Here is a 22,806-nt window from a genome sequence, read left to right on the forward strand (position 1 = left end):
CCGCGACGTGCCCGTAGTCCGGAGAGGTTTCCGCGTGACCAACGCTGTCCAAATGTCGTCTTCCGAGAACATCGAAGACCCCACCGTCAACACCCCCGCTGCCGAAGAAGCAGTCGCCACCGAGCCGGGTATCACCTTCGCCGAGATCGGCCTGCCCGAGCAGCTTGTTGCCGCATTGGCGCGCAACTCCATCACCGTCCCGTCCCCCATCCAGGCACAGTCCATCCCGGACGCGCTCGCCGGAACCAACGTTCTCGGCCGCGCACAGACCGGATCGGGTAAGACCCTCGCCTTCGGCCTGCCGATGCTGACCCGCCTCTCACGCCACGAAGATCGCCCGGCCGCCAAGCGTCCCCGCGCACTCGTGCTCGTCCCCACCCGTGAGCTTGCTTTCCAGGTGGTCGACTCCCTCAACTCCTACGCCGGCGCACTCGGACTCACGGTTCGTCCCGCTGTCGGTGGAACGCCGTTCGCCAAGCAGGTCGATCAGCTTCGCCGCGGCGTAGACGTCCTCGTCGCAACGCCGGGTCGCCTGGGYGATCACCTGCGTCAGGGCACCTGCATCCTCGACTCGGTGGAAATCACCGCACTCGACGAAGCCGATCAGATGGCGGACATGGGCTTTCTGCCCGAGGTTCGCTCGATCCTCGGCGAGACCCCCGCAGACGGACAGCGTCTGCTGTTCTCGGCAACCCTCGACCGTGAGGTCCAGTCGCTGGTTCGTCAGTTCCTGGCCAACCACGTCACCCACTCCACCGAAGACGGCCGCGCAAGCGTCGACACGATGGAGCACTACGTCCTCCTCGTCGATCGTGGGCAGAAGGATTCCGTCCTCGCCGAGATCGGTGCCCGCGACGGACGCACCATCATGTTCGCCCGCACCAAGCTCGGTTGCGAGGGAATCACCGATCGCCTCCGCGCAGTCGGCATCGCTGCCGAGTCGCTTCACGGCGGCAAGGCACAGAACCAGCGCACCCGCGTCCTCGAGCGTTTCAAGAACGGCCGCACCCCGGTCCTCGTCGCAACGGACGTCGCAGCACGCGGTATCCACGTCGACGGCATCGACCTCGTCGTTCACGTCGATCCCCCGGCCGACCACAAGGACTACCTGCACCGCGCTGGTCGTACCGCTCGCGCCGGCGAGAAGGGCACCGTTGTCGCCATCGTGCTGCCCAACCAGAAGCGTCAGTTCAAGCGTCTGACCGGAATGGCCGGCGTCAATGCCGCAGCCGTTGCCGTCACCCCGGGTTCTGCTGAACTTGCTCGCATCACCGGCGCCAAGAAGCCGACCGGAGAACCCTTGCGCGAGAGCTCTTCTCGTGGCGAGCGTTCCTTCGGTGATCGTGGCGGAAGCCGTGGCGGCTACCAGGGCAACCGCTCTTCGGGCGGATACCAGGGCAACCGCTCTTCCGGTGGCTACCAGGGTGACCGCTCCAGCGGCGGATACCAGGGCAACCGCGACAGCCGCCCCTCGACCGGATACCAGGGAAACCGCTCTTCCGGTGGCTACCAGGGAAGCCGTGACGGCGAGAGCCGCGGCGGATACCAGGGCAACCGCTCTTCCGGTGGATACCAGGGTGATCGCTCCAGCGGTGGTTACCAGGGCAACCGTGACAGCCGTCCGTCCTACGGAGACCGCGACAGCCGCCCGTCGACGGGTTACCAGGGCAACCGCTCTTCGGGCGGATACCAGGGAAGCCGTGACGGCGAGAGCCGCGGCGGATACCAGGGCAACCGTTCGTCCGGTGGTGGATACCAGGGCAACCGCGACAACACCCGCTCGTACGGCGATCGCGACAGCCGCCCCTCGACCGGATACCAGGGCAACCGCTCTTCCGGTGGCTACCAGGGCAACCGCGACGGCGGCGACAACCGTGCAGCCTCGACCAGCGGTGGCGGCTTCCGCAGCCGCACCGACCGTCGTAGCTATGACGGATTCGACGGCCCGAAGCGCGATCAGCGGTAATACCTGCGCTGAGCTGCGGCTCGACAACTGAACACTGAGAACCTTCCGGCTGTGCCGGAAGCTGTATCGAGACGGATGCAGGTCACTGCAATTAAAGTGATCTGCATCCGTGTTTTGTATGCACGGTCTGATGTTCACGCGCGTCGCGGCCGCACCGTTTTCGGCTGCGCACAGCGCAGGATTTCACAGCCGCGGACCGAGAGGGAAAGCTGTAAGTATGTCAACCACTAGCACCGAATCACCCCGAGCTCAGATCGGCGTCACCGGCCTGGCCGTCATGGGTTCGAATATTGCCCGCAATTTCGCCCGCCACGGTCACACCGTTGCCCTGCACAACCGCAGCATCGCGAAGACCGATGCCCTGATCGCCGAGCATGGTTCCGAGGGCGATTTCGTGCGCACCGAGACCGTCGAGGAGTTTGTTGCCGCACTGCAGAAGCCGCGACGCGTCCTGATCATGGTCAAGGCCGGCGCCCCGACCGACGCCGTGATCGAAGAGCTCGCGAACGCCATGGAGCCCGGCGACATCATCATCGACGGTGGCAACTCGCTCTACACCGACACGATCCGTCGTGAAGCAGCGATCCGCGCCCGCGGTCTGCACTTCGTCGGCGCTGGTATCTCCGGTGGCGAAGAAGGCGCACTCAACGGTCCGTCGATCATGCCCGGCGGCCCGAAGGAGTCCTACGAGGCTCTCGGCCCGCTTCTCGAGTCCATCTCCGCTCACGTCGACGGCACCCCGTGCTGCACGCACATCGGCCCCGACGGCAGCGGTCACTTCGTCAAGATGGTGCACAACGGCATCGAGTACGCCGACATGCAGCTCATCGGCGAGGCGTACAACCTCTTCCGCGACGCACTCGGTTACGACGCCGGTCAGGTCGCAGACGTCTTCACCGAGTGGAACAAGGGCACGCTCGAGTCCTACTTGATCGAGATCACCGCCGAGGTGCTCCGCCAGGTCGACGCCGAGACGGGCAAGCCGTTGGTCGACGTCATCGTCGACGCTGCCGAGCAGAAGGGCACGGGCCGCTGGACGGTCAAGTCCGCTCTGGATCTGGGCGTGCCGGTCACCGGTATCGCCGAGGCCGTTTTCGCTCGCGCACTGTCCGGTAGCCGCAATCAGCGCGCCGCAGCTCAGGCGCAGGGTCTGGCCGCCGGCTCTCTCGGCGACAAGCCTGCTGACGCCGAGCAGTTCGCCGCCGACATCCAGGCCGCGCTGTACGCGTCGAAGATCGTGGCGTACGCGCAGGGCTTCGATCAGATCGCTGCCGGCAGCGCCGAGTACGACTGGAACCTCAAGCCTGCCGACCTGGCGACGATCTGGCGCGGTGGCTGCATCATCCGTGCGCAGTTCCTCAACCGCATCAAGGACGCGTTCGACGCGGATCCGAGCCTGCCGAGCTTGATTCTGGCGCCGTACTTCCGCGAGGCCATCGAGGCAGGCATCGACAGCTGGCGCCGTGTGGTCGCCACCGCGACGATGCTCGGCATTCCGGTACCGGCGTTCGCGTCTTCGCTCTCGTACTACGACGGTCTCCGCGCGGAGCGTCTGCCGGCCGCCCTGACTCAGGGGCAGCGCGACTTCTTCGGCGCGCACACCTACGAGCGCATCGACAAGCCGGGCAAGTTCCACACACTGTGGAGCGGTGACCGCAGCGAAATCGAGGCCTGATTCACAGCGGGTATCGGTAGATGCGGTCATCTGCGTCTACCRATACCCGGTAGCCTGGACAAATGCAGGAATCGACGATCGACTCGCCCACCTCGACCGAAGGGCGTTCGTTCGTCGACCTCGGAATCCCCGCCGTGATGGTGCACGCGTTGCGCCGAAGCGGCATCGATGCCCCCTTCCCCATTCAGTCGGCAACCATCCCCGATGTTCTTGCCGGCCTGGATGTCCTCGGGCGCGGCGCGACGGGTTCCGGAAAGACTCTGGCCTTCGGGCTTCCGATGCTGGTGCGCCTCAAGGGTGGGGCGAGCAAGCGGAATCGTCCGCGCGGTTTGGTGCTCGCTCCCACCCGTGAGCTGGCGATCCAGATCCACAAGGCACTCGACGACGCTGCTACCGAGATCGGTTTGCGTGTGGCAAATGCGGTCGGTGGCGTTCCGATCAAGCGTCAGGCCGACATCCTTGCCCGCGGCGTCGATCTCCTGATCGCGACCCCAGGGCGCCTACTCGACCTACTCGAGCAGAAGTCGGTGATTCTCGACGACGTCGTGATCACGACCATCGACGAAGCCGACCACATGGCAGACATGGGTTTCATCGACGAGGTTGCGAAGATTCTCGACACGACACCGAAAGACGGTCAGCGCCTTCTCTTCTCGGCAACACTCGACGGCAAGGTCGACGATCTGGTCGCGGGTTACCTGCGCAATCCGGCGTCGCACTCGACTGCTCCCCCGGTTGCCACCGTCTCGACCATGGAGCATCACCTGCTCTTCGTCGACCGCGACGACAAGAGATCCGTTGTCGCACATATCGGTTCACGGGCGGGGCGGACCATCATGTTCGTCAAGACCAAGCACGGTGTGGATCGTCTTGCGCAGCAACTGCATTTGATCGGTGTCTCGGCCGGCGCCCTGCACGGCGGCAAGACGCAGAACAATCGGACCAAGACCCTCGCGTCGTTCTCCGACGGGACGACACCGGTCCTGGTCGCCACCGATGTCGCCGCGCGCGGAATCCATGTCGACGACGTGACGCTCGTCGTTCACGTCGATCCCCCGGCGGAGGCGAAGGACTACCTGCACCGGGCCGGCCGGACGGCACGCGCCGGGGAATCAGGCGTCGTCGTCACCATCGTCACCGACGAAGAACGTGATTCGGTCGAGAAGTTGACCAAGCAGGCAGGCATCAAGGTTCACGGCGTGCGGGTCCGCCCCGACGATCTGGAGCTCACGCGCATCACCGGCGCGATGGAGCCGACGGGAATACCGGTCGAAGCTCCCGATACGACGGTCGCCGTCAAGCACACCGCCAAGCGTGGCCGTCAGGAACACGACACTGCAGGCCGGACCGCTGCCGGAGGACGGATGAAGAAGGACGGCGACAAGCGCGCGGCTTCCTCGCGGCGCGTCACCGATCCGAAGAGTGTGAAGAAGATCCGTGCGGACGGCACTCCGGTCCCAACCCGTTCGGAGCGTCTGGCGTCCAAGGGCTTGACCCCGCGTCGCGGCGCACCCGGCGCAGGAAAGCCGTCTGCCGGAAATCGGGCGGGCAAGCGCGCACACTGAGGGAATGGGTGATCTTCCACTGATCTCTGTTCTCTGCGCACTCGTCGCCGCGCTTCTCTTCGCGTGTGCCTCCGTCGCTCAGCAGCGCGCCGCGTCTGCGGTTCCGGAGGGCGAGGCGTTGGTGGCGTCGTTGATTCGCAGTCCTCGGTGGTGGGCCGGGCTGATCGGTGACGGCGGCGGTTACGTCATGCAGGCCGTTGCACTGTCGTTGGGTTCGGTGTTGGTGGTGCAGCCGCTGATCGTGACCTCGCTGCTGTTCGCGCTGCCACTTTCGGCCAGGTTCTCGGGAATTCGCATCACCCGTTCTGCGTGGTCATTGGCGATCATGCTCGCGATTTCCTTGGCGATCTTCCTCGTCGTCGGCGATCCCACCGAGGGAGACAGCAACGCTCCGTGGTCGGATTGGGCTGTGCCACTGACGATCACGGTCGCAGTGGCCGTGGTCGCAACTATCGGCGGCTTGTCCAAACTCGACGGTGGCTGGCGCGCTCTGCTTCTCGGCTCCGCGGCCGGAATCTTCTACGGCGTGGCCGTCGCATTCACCAAGTACGTCACCGACCTACTCGGACATGGCGTCGTCGGGGTGATTTCGGCATGGCAGACGTGGGCGCTGATCGCCTCGGGCGCAATCGGGGTCTACCTCCAACAGCGCGCTTTCCAGGTCGGGCCCCTGTCGGCGTCGCTACCTGCCCTGACGATCGGCGAGCCGATCGCGGCCATCTTCCTGGGGATGACGGTTCTCGACGAACGCCTCCGCGTCGACGGTCCCGGAATTGCTCTCATCGGGTGCGCCGTCGCCGTCATGATCATGACCACGATCGCCCTCTCCCGCTCACAAGCACGCGATACCGAGGGCGCTACGGCGGAATCGACGGTAGGCTCGTGAAACGTGCAGTTCCTCGAAGGGCAACGCCCCCCATACGACCTGACCTACGACGACGTCTTCCTCGTCCCTAACCGGACCGAGGTCACCTCTCGGTTCGACGTCGATCTCAATTCTTCCGACGGATCCGGAACGACCATTCCCGTCGTCGTCGCCAATATGACCGCAGTCGCCGGCCGCCGCATGGCGGAGACTGTCGCCCGCCGCGGCGGACTGGTCATCATTCCGCAGGACGTCCCCACCGAAGCGGTCGCCGAGACCGTGGCGTTCGTCAAGAGCCGCCACCTCGTCGCTGATACGCCGGTCACGCTGAGTCCGGACGACGCCGTCTCAGATGCGCTGGCGCTGCTACCCAAGCGTGCACACGGCGCAGTCGTGGTGGTCGAGGACGGCAAGCCTCTCGGTGTCGTCACCGAGGCTGCCTGCGCGGATGTCGATCGGTTCACTCGCCTACGTACCGTCGCGATCACCGACTTCGTCACCGCCCCGGTCACCGCCACACCGCGTGAGGTCTTCGAACTGCTCGAAACCAAGCACGATCCGTTGGCCGTCATCGTCAACGAGGACGGAACCCTCGCCGGCGTCCTCACCCGCACCGGCGCGATTCGTGCCGGCATCTACGACCCCGCAGTCGACGAGCGCGGCGCACTCCGGGTCGCCGCAGCGGTCGGTGTGAACGGTGACGTGGGCGCCAAGGCCAAGGCACTCGTCGACGCCGGTGCCGACGTGATCGTCGTGGACACAGCTCACGGTCACCAGCAGAGAATGATCGATGCGCTCACCACCCTCAAGGCGCTCGACCTCGGCGTCCCGTTGGTTGCAGGCAACGTGGTGTCCGCACAGGGAACCCGTGATCTGATCGCCGCAGGCGCGGACATCGTCAAGGTCGGCGTCGGGCCCGGAGCCATGTGCACGACTCGCATGATGACCGGCGTCGGACGCCCGCAGTTCTCGGCCGTCGCGGAATGTGCTGCAGCAGCACGCGAGCTCGGCAAGCACGTCTGGGCCGACGGCGGCGTTCGCCACCCTCGCGACGTTGCACTCGCCCTCGCGGCGGGCGCGTCGAACGTCATGATCGGCTCGTGGTTCGCCGGCACGTACGAGTCCCCCGGCGATCTCAAAGTCGATCAGGCGGGCAACGCGTACAAGGAGAGCTTCGGTATGGCCTCCAAGCGCGCTGTTGCCGCTCGCACAGCCACCGAAACGGCTTTCGATCGCGCCCGTAAGGGATTGTTCGAGGAAGGCATCTCCAGTTCGCGGATGCGTCTCGATCCCGAGCGCCCCGGAGTCGAGGACCTGATCGATCAGATTTGTTCCGGCGTACGCAGTACCTGCACGTACGCGGGTGCGCGCTCACTCGAGGAGCTGCACGAGAAGGCAGTTCTGGGAGTGCAGTCCGCCGCCGGATTCGCCGAAGGACGGCCGCTTCCGTCGGGTTGGTGAACCACGTTTTATGACAGTCGGCGGGTGCTCGGGTCCCTGCTCCCGGGCACCCGCCGGTATCATTGGATCCGTAAACAGGAAACAAAACTCGGTCGGGTGCCCATCGGCGACCCGACCGAGCCCGCTACAGCCGAGAAATACTCGGCTCCGACGAGAGGAACCCGGTGCCCGAGGCACCCACACACTTACCCGGCGCTACACCCGTCGTTTTATCCGAGGAATCGTCTGATTCCGCTGGTTCGGAGGGCTCCTCTAGCGAGCCGGGAGACAAACCCGGCGGCCCCCGTGCACACCTCAGGTGGCGATGACACATGGACATCGTTTTCACCATTCTCAGCCTGGTCGGCTTCATCGCGCTGACTGCAGGCACCGCCCTCTTCGTGGCGGCCGAATTCTCACTGACCGCGCTCGAACGCAGCACCGTCGACGAAGCTGCTCGTGGCGGCGACCGACGCTCGCGGCAGGTTCAACACGCGCACAAGACTCTCTCGTTCCAGCTCTCCGGCGCTCAGCTGGGTATCACGATCACAACCCTGATCACCGGTTACCTGGCCGAGCCCGTTCTGGCACGGTTCATCACACCGGTCACGAAGGCCGTCGGGCTCAGCGAATCCGCTGCCTCGACAACGTCTTTGATCCTGGCGCTCGTGATTGCGACCTCGTTCTCCATGATCTTCGGTGAGCTCGTACCGAAGAACCTCGCAATCTCCAAGCCGATGCCCACCGCCCGCGCGACTGCGGGCCTGCAAGCGGGCTTCTCGCTGATCTTCCGGTGGGCCATCAACGGCCTCAACGGAACCGCCAACTGGATCGTGCGACGCCTGGGCATCGAACCCGCGGAAGAATTGCGCTCGGCGCGATCACCGCAGGAACTCGGGTCCCTCGTGCGGACGTCCGCGCAGCGCGGGTCCATCGACAAGGGCACGGCGATGCTCGTCGACCGTTCGCTGCAGTTCGGTGACCGCACCGCAGAAGAGCTGATGACTCCGCGAGTGAAGATCGAATCGCTGGAACTCTCGGACACCGTCGCAGACCTGATCGTGACGGCGTCGCGAACTGGCTACTCGCGCTTCCCCGTCGTTCGCGGCGATCTCGACGACACAGTCGGCGTCGTACACATCAAACACGCATTCACCGTTCCGGCCGAGCGCAGGCGCACGACGCGCGTCGACAGTCTGGCTCAACGTGTTCCCGTCGTGCCGTCGAGCCTGGACGGAGACACCGTCATGGAGCGGATCCGCTCCGACGGCATGCAGGTCGCTCTTGTCGTCGACGAATACGGCGGAACAGCCGGCATCGTCACGATGGAAGACCTCATCGAGGAAATCGTCGGTGATGTGCGCGACGAACACGACGAACCCGAACTCGACGTACAGCGCGTCGGCGACGGCTGGTCGTGCTCCGGTCTGTTGCGCATCGACGAGGTCACGTCGGCAACCGGGTACACCGCACCCGAAGGCGACTACGACACGCTCGGCGGTCTGGTGCTCACCGAACTGGGCCGAATCCCCGACGAGGGTGACGAAGTGGAATTGCCCGACGTCGACTCGTCCGGTGATTCCCGCGGAAAGTGGATCGCCCGAGTGACCAGTATGGACGGCCGTCGTATCGACCGAGTGACCATCACGCCGGTCCCGGCACATGTCGAACCCGAATCCGCAGACGACGACACGAAGGAGTCCGACGATGAATAACCTCTTCGGTGTACTCCTCACCGTCGTGCTGCTCGCCGGTAACGCATTCTTCGTCGGTGCGGAGTTCGCGCTGATCTCCGCACGACGCGACCGCCTCGAGGCACTTGTCGCGCAGGGTAAGAAGCGGGCACTCACGGTCATCAAGGCCGGTGAGAACCTCTCGCTGATGCTTGCGGCAGCTCAGCTGGGCATCACGATCTGCTCGATCCTGCTCGGTAAGGTCGCCGAGCCCGCCATTGCGCATCTCCTCGAGGTGCCGATGGAAGCCGTCGGCCTTCCCGACGGATTGCTACACCCGATTTCGTTTGCGATCGCGCTCTCGCTGGTCGTCGTGCTGCATATCCTCCTCGGCGAAATGGTGCCCAAGAACATCGCGTTGGCGGGCCCCGAGAAGACGGCCATGCTGCTCGTTCCCGTGCATCTGGCGTTCATCAAGATCGCTCGCCCGATCATCGCGTTCTACAACCTCTGCGCCAACGGAGTGCTCAAGCTCCTGCGCGTCGAGCCCAAGGACGAACTCGACGTCACTGTCTCGGCGGTGGAGTTGTCCGCGATGATCGGTGAATCGCGATCCGAGGGTCTGATCGACGCCGAAGAACACCGGCGCTTGAAGCAGGCACTCGAATCGACAGATCGCACCGTCTCCGAGGTCCTGATCACCCTCGACAAGGTGCGGACCATTCCCCTCACGCCGTCGGGAACAACACTGGGTGAGATYGAGCGTGCGGTCATCGAGACCGGATACTCGCGTTACCCGGTCCGAGCGAGCGACGGATCGCTGGCCGGGTACGTGCACCTCAAGGATGTGCTCGACGAGGTGCTCGACGAAGCTGCCGGGCCGGACACCGTCGTTCCGACATCGGATATCCGCCCGTTGCCCATCGTTCCGCTCAGCACGCCGCTGGCCGAAGCGTTGGCCGGCCTTCGTCGGGCCAGCTCGCACCTCGGCGCAGTCACGGACGCCGACGGAGTCGTGATCGGTATCGTCGCGCTCGAGGATCTGCTCGAGGAGTACGTCGGAACGGTTCGCGACGGCACGCACCGCGGCACGGATGCTGTTCCCGGACAAAGAAACAGCTGATCGATGACACGTTCGGTGCATTCACTCGCACTCGCACAGAGCGAGTGGACGGCTCGGCGGGCACTTCACCTCGAGGAGGTGGAGAAGCTCGTCGAGCCGCACCGAGCGCGTCGTAGCGCCGGTATCTCTCACCCGGTGCACGACTTCCTCTTCACGTACTACAACTTCAAGCCCGCGCAACTGCGCCGCTGGCACCCCGGGTACGGAGTCGCACTCGAGAACGCCGGCGAATACGCAGCCTTCTCCGGCTACCGCGTCGACGAATCGGGTACCGCGACGGTCGAGGCCTCCGTGCTGGAGCGTCGGCGTCACACAGTCGAATTCGTGTGGAATCTGTTGAATCAGACGTCGGCGCGGCCCGCTGTGCTGGGCTGTTTCGGCCTCCACGAATGGGCGATGGTCTATCGCGGCGGCGAGGACGCGATCCGTCACCAGTCAGTGCCGCTGCGGCTCGGGTTCGCCGGTACCGACGCGGTAGTCGAATCCCTGCCACTCAAATGCACGCACTACGACGCGTTCCGGTTCTTCACACCGGACGCGGCCCCCAAGAACTCGCTCCCGCTTGCACGCGAAACCCAGATCGATCACGAACAGCCGGGCTGCCTGCACGCCGGTATGGATCTGTACAAGTGGAGCTTCAAGTTGTTGCCACTCGTGGATTCCGATCTGGTGATGCGGTGCTTCGAACACGCGCTCCTGGCCCGTGAACTCGACATGCGCGCGAGCCCATACGACCTCGCCGAGTACGGGTACTCCCCCATTCGTATCGAAACTCCCGCGGGCCGCGCCGAATACGTGCGTCAGCAACAACAGTTGGCGGATCGTGCTGCGCCGCTCCGCGATACGCTGGCAGAGAAGTGCCGGGAGCTTCTCGGCCACTGAACTGCCGAAAGGCGCCACATGGATCACGGGTACGGGTTCTATCTCGACGAATACCAACGTGACGTCGGGGTGCACACCGACGACCCACGCGGCCACATCGAATGCCCGGACTCGGCGGGCTTCCTTGCGGCGCACTTGCCGGTGTTCGACCTCGCTGCAGGCTCAGTCGCGGCCTTCGCCTCGGCAATTCATCGGTCAACCAGCCCGGGCGACGGACACTGGACCCTCGATCCCGAGCGCATCGCCGCGTCCTTCTCGAGCGATCGACTGTTCCGGATCGGCGGCGAACCGATCAACGGATTCTCCGAATACTCGGGGTTCTTTGCCGCCCGCGACGGTTGGGTCCGCACGCACGGCAACTATCCACACCATCGCGACCGCCTGCTCGCCATCCTCGAACTCGACCATGGATCACCTAAAGATGCAGTGGCGCAACGGATATCCGAACTCAGCGCCATCGAGATCGAGCAGCAGGCCGCCGAGATCGGCGCCATCGCGGTCCGTGTTCGTACCGAGACCGAGTGGCGCCTGAGTGAGCAGTGCGCAGCTGCGAGGTCTGAGCCTCTGGTATCCATCCGAGTACGCGACGAGGGAAAACCCCGCACGCATCCGACGCGCCCACGTGTTCTCGACCTGACCCGCGTCATCGCCGGCCCGGTCGCGACCCGTGCCCTCGCGCTGGTCGGCGCTGACGTTCTGCGGATCGACCCTCCGGCGATCCCCGAGATCGGATGGCAGCACCTCGACAGTGGCCAGGGCAAGCGGTCGGCGCTTCTCGACCTGAAGTCCTCGGCAGAAGCGGCAGCATTCCGCGAACTCCTCGACACCGCAGACGTACTGGTCACCGGCTACCGTCCGGGCGCACTCGAAGCACTCATCGGGCAGGATCTTCCCGCCCACCTGATTCACGGGCGCGTCAGCGCATGGGGATGGGAAGGTCCGTGGGCGAATCGCCGCGGCTTCGACAGCATCGTGCAGGCCGCATCCGGTATCTCGTTCCTCGAGGGCGGCGAGAAACCGGGCGCACTTCCAGCGCAGGCCCTCGACCACTCGACCGGATACTTCTTGGCAGCTGGGATCCTCGACGCGTTGACGCTGCGCTCGCACGACGGCCGTGGCCGCGATGTCGACGTGTCATTGGCCAGCACCGGCGCCCGTCTTCTCGACGCACCCGGCCGAACCGTCCATCCCGGTCTACCGACCGCTCCCGGCCTGAATGCTGTTGTCAACCATGCCGACGTGACCACCGCACGACCCGCGCTGGCAGAGTTCGAGGACTACCCCGAACCATCCCATCCGTGGGGATCGGATCGGGCGGAGTGGGCACACTGAGGGACCGGCACATTCAGGGCAAGATGGACCTGTGAAGTCACATACCTACACACTCGACCTTCAGTGGACGGGCGATCTGGGAACCGGAACGTCCAGCACGCAGGGATATTCGCGCAATCATGCAATATCCGCGGTCGGAAAGCCGGAACTTCTCGGCAGCTCCGATCCCTCGTTCCGCGGTGACGCGCAGCGATGGAACCCCGAGGAACTGCTCGTTGCCTCCCTCGCCCAATGCCACATGCTCTGGTACCTCGGTCTGGCAGCTGCCGCTGGGGTCGTCGTTCTCGACTACAGCGATCAGCCGGTCGGCAGCATGATCGAGGAATCCGATGGCGGCGGCCAGTTCATCGAAGTGACGTTGAATCCGACGGTATTGGTCGCGGAGGCGTCGATGGTCGAGAAGGCCGAGGAGCTTCACGGCCCCGCACACACGAAGTGCTTCATCGCTCGGTCGGTCAACTTCCCTGTCCTGCATTCACCGACGATCCTGGTGGCCACCGATGAGTGATACGCACAAGCTCATCGTCGACGTCGACACCGGCATCGACGACTCGTTGGCGCTTCTCTATCTCCTTGCCAGCCCCGAAGCCGAGATTCTGGGGATTGCGAGCACCGCCGGCAACGTTCCGGTGGAACAGGTCGCGGCCAACAACTTGAACTGGCTTGCGCTCTGCGGCGCCCCGGACATCGAGGTTGCACTCGGCGCCCGCGAGCCACTGGTCATCCCGTTGCGCACCACCGAGGAGACTCACGGTCCGCAAGGGATCGGCCATGCCGTCCTCCCCGATTCGGGTCGCAAGCGCTCGGTCCGAACGGCCACCGACCTCTGGGTGGATCTCGTGCGTGAGTACCCCGGACAACTCACCGGATTGGTGACGGGGCCGCTCACCAACCTTGCGCTGGCGATCAGACGTGAACCCGATCTGCCGTCTCTGCTGAAGCGACTGGTCGTGATGGGTGGGTCGTTCAACTATCCGGGCAACACGACGCCGACCGCGGAGTGGAACGTCTCGGTGGATCCGCACGCCGCCAAGGAGGTGTTCGACGCGTTCTCCGTCGTACCCGCGCACCGGCGCCCGATCATCTGCGGCCTCAACGTCACCGAATCCATCGAGATGTTCCCCGAACATGTGCGTCGGCTCGCCGAAGCTGCCGGGAGCACTCCGGAAGAGATCATCTCCCCTGACGACGGTCCCGACGGCCGCAGTTCCGCGTCCAACAGCGTGATCAGGCATATGTCCGACGCGATCCGGTTCTACATGGAATTCCATCGTGAATACGACCAGGGCTTTCTTGCTCACATGCATGATCCCTTTGCTGCTGCCGTCGCGCTCGATCCGAGCTTGGCGACACTGAAGCCGGCAACGGTAGATGTCGAAACCGAGAGTCCACTGCTGATCGGAACGACGGTCGCGGACTGGGTCGGGCACTGGAAGCGTGAGCCCAACGCGGATATCGCGGTCAGCACCGATCCGGCGGAATTCTTCGATCGACTTGTCCACCGAGTGGGAAATTACGCCCGCGTCGTGGGTTGACCGAGCCGGGCACCGGCTATGCTCGCATGGACAGAACACCAACGAACGAGAACAAAGGACCTGACGTGCAGATTTCCAGCCACGATGCCTCCCCGGCATTTGCGCTCGGATTGATGGCGTTCTGGCCCACTCGTCGTAGCGCATGCTTCGATCAGGCGTGTTGCTGAGCGGCGATTCTCGCTGCCTGCACCCCTGACTTTGTCGCTTCTTCGCTCGGAGTCTGTCTTCTCATGTTCAACCTTCTTTTGTTCACCCTTGTCGGCGTCGGCGCCCAGCTCGTCGACGGCGCCCTCGGTATGGCCTTCGGTGTCACCGCAACCACTCTGTTGATGATCGGTGGCCTCGGTCCGGCTCAGGCCAGCGCCGCTGTTCACCTGGCCGAGGTCGGCACCACCCTCGCCTCGGGTGTGTCGCATTGGAAGTTCAAGAACATCGACTGGAAGCTCGTCGCCAAGCTCGGTGTGCCCGGCGCAGTCGGTGCATTCATCGGCGCAACCGTGCTCTCGGGTCTGTCCACCGAAGCGGCAGTCCCCATCACGGCGACGATCCTGCTGGCCATCGGTATCTATGTGGCACTTCGCTTTTCGGTCCGCCCACCGGCCGTCGCGGATGCTCGTACCACTCCGCACACTGCACGTTTCCTGTCCCCACTCGGCCTGTTCGGTGGTTTCATCGATGCATCCGGCGGTGGTGGTTGGGGTCCGATCACCACCAGCACGCTGCTCTCGCGGGGCAAGACCGCGCCGCGCACCGTGATCGGCTCGGTCAGCGCCTCGGAGTTTCTGGTCGCGTCAGCCGCGTCGCTGGGATTTCTTGTCGGATTGGGTCGTGAGTCTGCTGGAAACCTCCTCGTTGTCGCCGGTCTCGCGCTCGGCGGTGTCATCGCTGCCCCGTTCGCGGCGTGGCTGGTCAGCCGCGTGCCTGCAACCTTGCTCGGAACGGCGGTGGGCGGCGTCATCGTGTTGACCAACGCACAGAAGCTGTTCAAATCCTTCGACATCACCGGGGCGGTCACAGTGGCCGGCTACCTGGCCATTCTCGGCGCGTGGGCAGCGTTGCTGTTTTACGCGTGGAAGCGGTCCACGCTCACCCCAGCCGAGGCAGAAGGCGATTTCACGGGAGTCGAACTCGCTGTCGAGAACGAACTCACCGAGCCTGCGGTCAAACGCGAACGATAGCTCGTCACAGAAGAAATCCCGGGTATCCGCGCTCGGATACCCGGGATTTTGTTTTTTCGCCCTAGTTGCTTCCGTCGAACGCGTCGAGAATTCGCCCCGCCGCCAACGCTGCTGTCAGCGAACCGTCACGCACGCTCTGCTCGACGTCGGCCCGGATCGCACGCACCCGATCGTTGCTCGAGAGCCTGCGTAGCAGCTGATCGTTGACCATCGTCCAGGTCCAATCGACCTGTTGCTTGCGACGCTTCTCCTCGAACTGTCCTGCTTCGGTGAGCACCTCACGGTGTTTGGTGACAGTTCCCCAGAACTCGTCCAGCCCGACACCTTCGAGGCCGCTCATCGTGATGACGGGCGGCTTCCAGATGGCGTCGTGCGGGTAGATCAGGCGAAGCGCTCCGGCCAATTCGCGGGCAGCACCCTTTGCCTCGCGCTCATGCTTTCCATCGGCCTTGTTGACCGCCACCAGATCTGCGAGCTCGAGGACACCCTTCTTGATGCCCTGGAGCTGATCACCGGTACGAGCGAGGGTCAGGAACGTAAAGCAGTCCACCATGTTGGCAACAGTGACTTCGGACTGGCCGACACCCACTGTCTCCACCAGGATGACGTCGAAACCGGCAGCTTCGAGAAGCACGATGGTCTCTCGGGTTGCCTTGGCAACACCACCGAGCGTGCCGGACGTCGGTGACGGCCGGATGTACGCATTCGGTTCGACGGTGAGCCGAGCCATGCGTGTCTTGTCGCCGAGAATCGAGCCGCCGGTGCGGGTGGACGACGGATCGACCGCCAACACCGCAACCCGATGTCCCTTGCCCAGCAAGTACATTCCGAGCGCGTCGATGAACGTCGACTTGCCGACGCCGGGAACGCCGGTGATGCCGATCCGGTGCGCTCCCCCGGCCTCGGGCAGCAACTTCAGTAGAAGCTGCTGCGCAAGGGCCCGGTGGTCGTCGCGAGTGGACTCGACGAGGGTGATCGCCCGAGCGAGGCCGGCACGCTGATTTCCGCGTACCGCCTCGGCGAGGGAATCAATGTCGATGGGCTGACGTGCCATCTTCAGTGACCCCCTTCTCAGCTGTGGTCGTGACCCAGTTGGGCGGAGAGCTTCTCCAACAATCCGCTGGCAGCGTCGGCGATGACGGTTCCGGGCGGGAAGATGGCAGCAGCGCCGGCCTCGTAGAGTTCGTCGAAGTCACCGGGCGGAATGACGCCGCCGACGACGATCATGATGTCGGGTCGACCGGCCGCAGCCAGAGCCTCCCGCAGCGCCGGAACCAAGGTGAGGTGACCGGCTGCCAACGACGACACACCGACTACGTGGACGTCGTTGTCGGCCGCCTGATTGGCGACCTCTTCGGGGGTCTGGAACAGCGGTCCGACGTCGACGTCGAATCCGATGTCCGCGAAGGCCGTGGAGATGACCTTCTGGCCACGGTCGTGACCGTCCTGGCCCATCTTCGCGACGAGAATACGGGGACGACGTCCCTCGTCCTCGGCGAACTTCTCGACCARTTCCATCGCCTTGCTGATGTTGCTCACCGTTCCTGCCTCGTCGCGGTACACACCACTGATGGTGCGGATCTCGGCCTGGTGGCGTCCGTACACCTTTTCGAGGGCGTCGGAAATCTCGCCGACGGTAGCCATCGCGCGGGCGGCGACAACAGCGAGGGCGAGGAGGTTGTTCTCCATGCCGCCTTCGGTGGATGCGGCAGCGCGGGTGAGGTTCGCGAGTGCGGCCTCGACGGCTTCCGGATCACGTTCTGCGCGAAGGCGAACCAGCTTCTCGAGCTGTTCCTTGCGGACCTTGGAGTTCTCGACCTTGAGAACTTCGATGGTGTCGACCTCGTCGGGAACGTACTTGTTGACGCCGACGAGCGGCTGCCGACCGGAGTCGATGCGTGCCTGGGTGCGGGCGGCAGCTTCCTCGATGCGCAGCTTCGGGATGCCTTCGTTGATGGCCTGAGCCATTCCGCCGGCTTCCTCGACCTCTTCGATGTGCTTACGAGCCCGGTTGGCGAGTTCGTTGGTGAGCCACTCGACGTAGTACGAGCCGCCCCACGGGTCGATGGGACGCACGGTGCCGGATTCCTGCTGCAGCAGCAACTGGGTGTTACGGGCGATGCGGGCGGAGAAGTCCGTCGGCAGTGCGATGGCCTCGTCGAGTGCGTTGGTGTGCAGCGACTGAGTGTGGCCCTGGGTGGCAGCCATGGCTTCGACGCAGGTACGCGGAACGTTGTTGAAGACGTCCTGCGCGGTCAGAGACCAGCCCGAGGTCTGCGAGTGGGTACGCAGCGAGAGCGACTTCGCGCTCTTGGGATCGAACTTGGCAACAAGCTCGGCCCACAGGAGGCGTCCGGCGCGGAGCTTGGCGACCTCCATGAAGAAGTTCATGCCGATGGCCCAGAAGAAGGACAGGCGCGGTGCGAACTTGTCGATGTCCATACCRGCGTCGAGGCCGGCGCGGATGTACTCGACGCCGTCCGCAAGGGTGTACGCCAGTTCCAGATCGGCCGTCGCTCCGGCTTCCTGGATGTGGTAGCCCGAGATGGAGATGGAGTTGTACTTCGGCATTTCCGCGCTGGAGTACGCGAAGATGTCCGAGATGATCCGCATCGAGGGCTTGGGCGGATAGATGTAGGTGTTACGAACCATGAACTCTTTGAGGATGTCGTTCTGGATCGTTCCGGCCAGCTTGTCCGGGGTGACGCCTTGCTCGCCTGCCGCAGCGACGTACAGCGCGAGAATCGGGAGCACAGCGCCGTTCATCGTCATCGAGACCGACACCTGCGAGAGGTCGATTCCGTCGAAGAGCTGACGCATGTCGAGAATGGAATCGATTGCGACACCGGCCATTCCGACGTCACCCGCAACGCGAGGATGATCGGAGTCGTAGCCGCGGTGTGTGGCGAGGTCGAAGGCGACCGAGAGGCCCTTCTGACCGGCCGCGAGGTTACGACGGTAGAACGCATTCGACTCCGCGGCAGTGGAGAATCCGGCGTACTGGCGAATGGTCCACGGCTGGTTCACATACATGGTCGGGTACGGACCACGCAGGAACGGCGCTGCGCCCGGGAAGCTGTCGAGCGGGTAACCGGACTCGGCGGCGGCCGTGCGGTCCGCACCGGTGTACACCGGCTTGACGTCGATGCCTTCCGGGGTGGACCAGACAACCTGCTCGGCGGCGTAGTTGTTGGCGTTTGCGCCCTCTTCGATGAGCGCCTGTGCCTGCTCGACCGACGGCGGTGTGGGTGCCGGAGACTGCGGGTCCTCGAGTGGGACCTCGGCGAAACTGCCGATCACGTGCTTGACCTCTCGTGTCGTCACTTGGAGCTTCCCGTCTCGATGAAGTCGAGCAGTTCGGTCAGAGCCGACACTGCGTCGAWGCGGGCTGTGAGGAATCCGTCCGGGCGAGAATCGCCGGTCGCGTCGGCGACTGCCTTTTCCGGTCCTGCGAGCAGCACCTTGGTGATGCCGGCAGCGCGAAGTTCGGCGACGGCCGCTGCGGCGCTCTCGCCGTAGCGCTTGTCCGTGCCGCACAGCACCGCGACGGTGGCACCGGAAGCCTTGACGGCTGCGGAGATGGCTTCTGCGCCTACCTCGAGGGGACCGGGGTTGACTGCGTCGATACCACCCGAAGCGAGCAGGTTGGACGCAAACGTGGTGCGCACGTTGTGTTCTGCAACCGAGCCCAGCGGCGCGAGAAGCGCAGTGGGACGGGCGCCGCCGGCGGCGAGGAACGCGTCCGAACGGTCACGAAGCGCTTCGAATGCAGCTGCGTAGCGGGCGACGGACTGGCCGGGCTCGACGGCTTCGGCGGACAGCGGCGTTTCGCCGAGGTTCGGGAACTCGTTGACACCGGTGACCGTGGTCTTACGGTGTGCGATGTCGGAGTCGCGCTTGGCCTTCGTGGCAGCGATGCGACCGGAGACGATTCCCGCTTCGAGTGCCGCCAGATATCCGCCGGCTGCTTCGATTTCCTGGAAGAACTCCCACGCGGTGGCGGCGATCTGCTGCGTCAGGTCCTCGACGTACCAGGAGCCCGCCGACGGATCGAGCACGCGGCCCAGGTGCGACTCCTCGAGGAGAAGCAACTGCGTGTTGCGCGCGATGCGCGAGGAGAAGGACTTGCTGACACCGAGGGTGCCGTCGGCCAGGGCGACGTCGAACGGAAGAACAGTCACTGCATCTGCTCCGCCGACGCCGGCGCCGAATGCGGCGAGGGTCGTGCGCAGCATGTTCACCCAGGGATCACGCTGAGCCATCATCGCGGCGGAGGTGACTGCGTGCTGCGGCGCTCCACCGAAGTCGGAAGCTCCACAGACCTGAGCGATGCGGGCCCACACGAGACGTGCGGCGCGGAACTTCGCGATGGTCTGGAACTGATCGTCGGTTGCCGAGTAGCGGAAAGCCAACTGCGACAACGCAGCACCGATGGTCAGACCGCTCTCTGCGGTGAGTGCGCGGAGGTATTCGAGTCCGGCGGCAATCGCGGCTCCGAGTTCCTCGGCATCGCCGGCACCCGCGTTGTGGAAGGCCGTGCCGTCGACGGTGATCGCGTGCACGGTTTCCGCGCGAGCTGCAGCGAGGGCTGCCAACTCGACGGCGCCTGCAAATTCGACGTCGGCTGCGCCGGAGAACGAACTGGTCAGCGGCGCTGCACCGAGGTGAACTCGGATACTGCTGCGATCGCTGACGCCGTCGCCGGCTTCGCCGCGAGCATCGAGGAGAGAGAAGAGTGCGCGGGCTGCATCGTTTACCTCGGCGCCTGCGTCGAGCGTGAGCGGTGCGAGGTCGAGAAGAACGCCCTCGAGCGCAGCGGCGAGGTCGGTGACCGGAACGCCGTCGGCGCCCACCTTCAACCAGAGTGCGCTGACTCCGTTTTCGAGGGCGTCCAGGATGGCGCGATTAGTCTCGGCCGCCGAAGCGGTTCCGAAAGCAGCGGAAACCAACCAACCGGCATTGACATCACGGTGAGCGTCGACGCCACGCACGTACGGAAACGTGCCCGGCAAGCTCTGCTCGGGACGCTCGTCGCGTGGGCTGTAGAGCGGTGCGACAGTGACACCGTCGTAGGTGACGGTTTCGAGCAGTTTCTGTGGCTCGGGGCCCAGCTCTGCCGCATCGACTCTGCGGGACTTGGCGAGCACACCGGCTACGGAGCGCTGCCACTCCGCGTACGCCTGCTCGACAGCCTCGGCTTCTGAAGCTAATGACACTGTGTCCGCTCCCTCTCATTTTTTGCGTGAGCGCTTTACCGATAATCGGATTTGTTCGTTAGTTCTGTGATGCTAACCCGCGGTTGAGCCCAGATATCGTGAGGATCACGTCATGTTCTTCACAGGGCTGTTCGCGGCCACTTTCCGACCGGTCAGACGACGTGCAGATTCGGTCGTTCGTGCACGTGTGACCGGCCCTTACCTAGCGATTGTTCAGCATGTTTACGGGTTACCGGCGAGTTCGTTTCACTGGCCGGGACTACAGGTGAAGGCCACTCCGAAAGCCTAGTGGTTTTCGTCACAGCGCCGTTTCATTGTCGCCTGGAGCACGTCGCTTTCCCGCCCCCGTGGCGATGTTCGACTCACGATTGCGGGTCGGCAGTCGGCCCGGTTCACCGTTCACAGGTAGCCTTGTGACCTGTGATGGGACGCCTGCTGGACCGAAGATTGATCGCAATAGTCCTGGTAGTGCTCGCTTTGTTCCTCGCAGCCCTCCTCGCCCCACATCCCACGGTGTCCCAGGTGCGAGAGTGGGCAGACTCGGTTGGCCCGGCGTTTCCCCTCGTGTTCTTCCTGGTTCATTCGATAGTCACCGTCGCGCCGTTCCCGCGCACCGTCTTCACCCTCAGTGCGGGGGTTCTTTTCGGCTCGGTGACCGGCATCGCCCTTACCGTGGCGGCAACGACTGTGAGCGCCGTTCTGGCCCTCTACCTGGTCCGCGCCATCGGCCGTGACGTCGTGTGGCAACGGATTTCGAGTCCGACGATCCGGCGGGTGGACGAGCGGATCGAAAAGCGGGGGTGGCTGGCCGTCGGCTCTCTGCGCTTGATCGCGTTTGTCCCCTTCTCGGTGGTGAACTACTGCTGCGGTATTTCGTCGATCCGGATCGTGCCCTACATCCTTGCCACCGTCGTCGGCATCTTGCCCGGCACTGTTGGGATTGTCGTTCTGGGCGATGCACTCTCCGGCGAAGCCGATCCTCGTCTCCTGATTCTGTCCGGGATCTGCATTGCGATCGGCATCGCCGGTCTGGTGTTCGACGCTCGCCGTCAGCCTTCGCCGGGCGAAACCATCGTCGACAGCGGTCAACCTCAAGAGGTTGATTTGATTGAGTCAACCCAAAACGATTGACTATTGACAGTCAACTATCTAGCATTGACTAATGTTCGTACTGACAGTGGATCAGCGAGGTAGCCGACGCGATGTCGACCGCGTCGGGGACATCATCGACGACATGGCCGATCGCAGGCTCCTGCGGCCGTTCGAGCGCACGGCGGGCGACGAGATTCAAGCGGTGACCGACGATCCGGCGCTACTCGTCCTCGTCGCACTCGAGCTGATTCGGCGCGAGCACTGGAGTGTCGGGATCGGGATCGGTCCCGTCGAGCAGCCTCTCCCACGGCAGACCAGGGCCGGACGCGGACCGGCATTCGAAGCTGCTCGGATCGCCGTCGAGCGAGCCAAGCGAGCTCCGGCCAGAATTGCTGTCGAACAGGCGCCGGCCGACAGCTCACGCGACGAACTCGCCGCCGATGTCGATGCCGCGTTCACCTTGCTCGGAACGATTGTCACGAGACAGACGAAGGACGGACGCGAAGCCATCGCTCTGATGGACAGCGGACTCACTCAGGTCAGCGCGGCGGCCCACCTCGGAATCACCAAACAGGCCATGTCCAAGCGACTCCTGACAGCCGGGTGGCACGCAGAACTCGCCGGGCGCAGACTCGCAGAACGACTTTTGGTCAGACTCCAGCCCTAGACTGCTCACGCTCGCACCGGTACAAACTCGTCGACACAGCAGGGGGCTCGAATACATGGTCGTTCTGGCGTTGATCGCGCTCGCCGTCGCCGCCGCGGCACCAGCAGTTGCAGCGGCACTGGGACCGCTCAGTCGTGGTCGACTGGAAGTCCCCGAATGGGCGTCGTCCGTGGTGGCTCTTCCGGCGCTGGGTGTTGCCGCACTGGCATCGACCCGAACGACCCCGGTCACCGGTTTCGCTCTCGGGGCGACGCTTGTCCTGTGCGTACTTGCCGCCACCACGGCCGGTGCACCGTTGGTACTTGCCACCTTCAAGATCGCTCGTCGCCAACCGGACGGGAGCCCGGCACCGGACGCCGGACCTCTTCGCGGCGGACGTGTGATCGGCATCCTCGAACGGCTCGCGGTGGCAGCGTCGATTCTTGCAACCTGGCCGGAGGGGATCGCGATCGTCTTGGCAGTCAAGGGGCTCGCACGGTACCCGGAACTTCGCGAACCTCACGCGTCCGAGCAGTTCATCATGGGAACTTTCGTCAGTGTCCTCTGGGCGATCGCTGTATGCGGAACGGGACGGGCACTCATCACGTAGGTGATGAG

18 protein-coding genes are annotated in these 22,806 nt (G+C 64.5%); 15 read left to right on the forward strand and 3 right to left on the reverse strand.

From position 1 onward, the window contains the following. Positions 1 to 34: 34 nt before the first annotated feature. The 12 genes from AC1DWA_RS28880 to AC1DWA_RS28935 all read left to right on the forward strand — a co-directional run bounded on the left by AC1DWA_RS28880 (position 35) and on the right by AC1DWA_RS28935 (position 15,234). Positions 35 to 1,966, forward strand: coding sequence for a DEAD/DEAH box helicase (locus AC1DWA_RS28880; RefSeq protein WP_477846622.1), 1,932 nt, complete (start codon positions 35 to 37; stop codon positions 1,964 to 1,966). A 217-nt stretch (positions 1,967 to 2,183) separates the two neighbouring features. Further along, positions 2,184 to 3,641 carry an NADP-dependent phosphogluconate dehydrogenase gene (gene gndA, locus AC1DWA_RS28885; RefSeq protein WP_007730904.1) on the forward strand — a complete coding sequence of 486 codons (1,458 nt, stop codon included), beginning with the start codon at positions 2,184 to 2,186 and terminating at the stop codon, positions 3,639 to 3,641. A gap of 62 nt (positions 3,642 to 3,703) precedes the next feature. Continuing rightward, the gene (locus AC1DWA_RS28890; RefSeq protein WP_021344260.1) at positions 3,704 to 5,206 is read left to right on the forward strand and encodes a DEAD/DEAH box helicase; all 1,503 of its coding nucleotides are present in this window, start codon (positions 3,704 to 3,706) and stop codon (positions 5,204 to 5,206) included. Between the two features lie 4 nt (positions 5,207 to 5,210). Beyond that, the gene (locus tag AC1DWA_RS28895) at positions 5,211 to 6,092 is read left to right on the forward strand and encodes a DMT family transporter (RefSeq protein WP_020907757.1); all 882 of its coding nucleotides are present in this window, start codon (positions 5,211 to 5,213) and stop codon (positions 6,090 to 6,092) included. A gap of 3 nt (positions 6,093 to 6,095) precedes the next feature. Next, complete coding sequence (locus AC1DWA_RS28900; RefSeq protein ID WP_020969620.1) at positions 6,096 to 7,532, forward strand: GuaB1 family IMP dehydrogenase-related protein; 1,437 nt, start codon at positions 6,096 to 6,098, stop codon at positions 7,530 to 7,532. Between the two features lie 311 nt (positions 7,533 to 7,843). After that, the gene (locus tag AC1DWA_RS28905) at positions 7,844 to 9,226 is read left to right on the forward strand and encodes a hemolysin family protein (protein ID WP_019748444.1); all 1,383 of its coding nucleotides are present in this window, start codon (positions 7,844 to 7,846) and stop codon (positions 9,224 to 9,226) included. Beyond that, complete coding sequence (locus tag AC1DWA_RS28910; protein ID WP_003944826.1) at positions 9,219 to 10,307, forward strand: hemolysin family protein; 1,089 nt, start codon at positions 9,219 to 9,221, stop codon at positions 10,305 to 10,307. The genes AC1DWA_RS28905 and AC1DWA_RS28910 overlap by 8 nt, the downstream gene beginning before the upstream one ends. Positions 10,308 to 10,310: 3 nt before the next feature. Next, positions 10,311 to 11,189, forward strand: coding sequence for a 3-methyladenine DNA glycosylase (locus AC1DWA_RS28915; protein ID WP_092764013.1), 879 nt, complete (start codon positions 10,311 to 10,313; stop codon positions 11,187 to 11,189). A gap of 18 nt (positions 11,190 to 11,207) precedes the next feature. Next, positions 11,208 to 12,521 (forward strand): CoA transferase, encoded by a 1,314-nt coding sequence (locus AC1DWA_RS28920; RefSeq protein ID WP_477846623.1) that lies wholly within the window; start codon positions 11,208 to 11,210, stop codon positions 12,519 to 12,521. 31 nt (positions 12,522 to 12,552) lie between these two features. After that, positions 12,553 to 13,029: an OsmC family protein gene (locus AC1DWA_RS28925; protein ID WP_019748441.1), complete on the forward strand. Its 477-nt coding sequence runs from the start codon at positions 12,553 to 12,555 to the stop codon at positions 13,027 to 13,029. Further along, entirely contained in the window at positions 13,022 to 14,056 is a 1,035-nt protein-coding gene (locus AC1DWA_RS28930) for a nucleoside hydrolase (protein ID WP_477846624.1), read from the forward strand. The genes AC1DWA_RS28925 and AC1DWA_RS28930 overlap by 8 nt, the downstream gene beginning before the upstream one ends. 230 nt (positions 14,057 to 14,286) lie before the next feature. Continuing rightward, positions 14,287 to 15,234 (forward strand): sulfite exporter TauE/SafE family protein, encoded by a 948-nt coding sequence (locus AC1DWA_RS28935; RefSeq protein WP_019748438.1) that lies wholly within the window; start codon positions 14,287 to 14,289, stop codon positions 15,232 to 15,234. A 61-nt stretch (positions 15,235 to 15,295) separates the two neighbouring features. Here the strand turns inward: AC1DWA_RS28935 and meaB are convergent, their stop codons facing one another. The 3 genes from meaB to mutA are packed head-to-tail and all read right to left on the reverse strand — an operon-like array spanning position 15,296 to position 20,450. Then, a complete protein-coding gene (gene meaB / locus AC1DWA_RS28940; protein ID WP_003945003.1) occupies positions 15,296 to 16,288 on the reverse strand; it encodes a methylmalonyl Co-A mutase-associated GTPase MeaB in 993 nt (330 codons plus the stop codon). A 17-nt stretch (positions 16,289 to 16,305) separates the two neighbouring features. After that, complete coding sequence (scpA, locus tag AC1DWA_RS28945; protein ID WP_019748436.1) at positions 16,306 to 18,558, reverse strand: methylmalonyl-CoA mutase; 2,253 nt, start codon at positions 18,556 to 18,558, stop codon at positions 16,306 to 16,308. Beyond that, entirely contained in the window at positions 18,555 to 20,450 is a 1,896-nt protein-coding gene (gene mutA / locus AC1DWA_RS28950) for a methylmalonyl-CoA mutase small subunit (RefSeq protein ID WP_477917377.1), read from the reverse strand. The genes scpA and mutA overlap by 4 nt, the downstream gene beginning before the upstream one ends. Before the next feature lie 423 nt (positions 20,451 to 20,873). Between mutA and AC1DWA_RS28955 the strand changes: the two genes are divergently transcribed. Genes AC1DWA_RS28955 through AC1DWA_RS28965 form a run of 3 tightly spaced genes read left to right on the forward strand, consistent with a single transcriptional unit; the run spans position 20,874 to position 22,798 of the window. Beyond that, positions 20,874 to 21,581, forward strand: coding sequence for a TVP38/TMEM64 family protein (locus tag AC1DWA_RS28955; RefSeq protein WP_166655130.1), 708 nt, complete (start codon positions 20,874 to 20,876; stop codon positions 21,579 to 21,581). Positions 21,582 to 21,612: 31 nt separating this feature from the next. Next, positions 21,613 to 22,209 carry a hypothetical protein gene (locus tag AC1DWA_RS28960; protein WP_003944858.1) on the forward strand — a complete coding sequence of 199 codons (597 nt, stop codon included), beginning with the start codon at positions 21,613 to 21,615 and terminating at the stop codon, positions 22,207 to 22,209. Between the two features lie 55 nt (positions 22,210 to 22,264). After that, on the forward strand, positions 22,265 to 22,798 hold the full coding sequence (locus tag AC1DWA_RS28965) for a hypothetical protein (protein ID WP_477917379.1): 534 nt from the start codon (positions 22,265 to 22,267) through the stop codon (positions 22,796 to 22,798). Positions 22,799 to 22,806: the final 8 nt, after the last annotated feature.

The sequence above is a fragment of the Rhodococcus sp. P4_F3_2 genome, assembly GCF_056401335.1.

Excerpts from the sequence above, each read along its gene's own strand:
- AC1DWA_RS28930 (WP_477846624.1), top strand. The coding sequence starts at position 13,022 with ATGAGTGATACGCACAAGCTCATCGTCGACGTCGACACCGGCATCGAC.
- AC1DWA_RS28915 (WP_092764013.1), top strand. The coding sequence starts at position 10,311 with ATGACACGTTCGGTGCATTCACTCGCACTCGCACAGAGCGAGTGGACG.
- AC1DWA_RS28905 (WP_019748444.1), top strand. The coding sequence starts at position 7,844 with ATGGACATCGTTTTCACCATTCTCAGCCTGGTCGGCTTCATCGCGCTG.
- AC1DWA_RS28890 (WP_021344260.1), top strand. The coding sequence starts at position 3,704 with ATGCAGGAATCGACGATCGACTCGCCCACCTCGACCGAAGGGCGTTCG.
- AC1DWA_RS28965 (WP_477917379.1), top strand. The coding sequence starts at position 22,265 with ATGGTCGTTCTGGCGTTGATCGCGCTCGCCGTCGCCGCCGCGGCACCA.
- AC1DWA_RS28895 (WP_020907757.1), top strand. The coding sequence starts at position 5,211 with ATGGGTGATCTTCCACTGATCTCTGTTCTCTGCGCACTCGTCGCCGCG.
- AC1DWA_RS28960 (WP_003944858.1), top strand. The coding sequence starts at position 21,613 with ATGTTCGTACTGACAGTGGATCAGCGAGGTAGCCGACGCGATGTCGAC.
- meaB (WP_003945003.1), bottom strand. The coding sequence starts at position 16,288 with ATGGCACGTCAGCCCATCGACATTGATTCCCTCGCCGAGGCGGTACGC.
- AC1DWA_RS28955 (WP_166655130.1), top strand. The coding sequence starts at position 20,874 with ATGGGACGCCTGCTGGACCGAAGATTGATCGCAATAGTCCTGGTAGTG.
- gndA (WP_007730904.1), top strand. The coding sequence starts at position 2,184 with ATGTCAACCACTAGCACCGAATCACCCCGAGCTCAGATCGGCGTCACC.
- AC1DWA_RS28920 (WP_477846623.1), top strand. The coding sequence starts at position 11,208 with ATGGATCACGGGTACGGGTTCTATCTCGACGAATACCAACGTGACGTC.
- AC1DWA_RS28935 (WP_019748438.1), top strand. The coding sequence starts at position 14,287 with ATGTTCAACCTTCTTTTGTTCACCCTTGTCGGCGTCGGCGCCCAGCTC.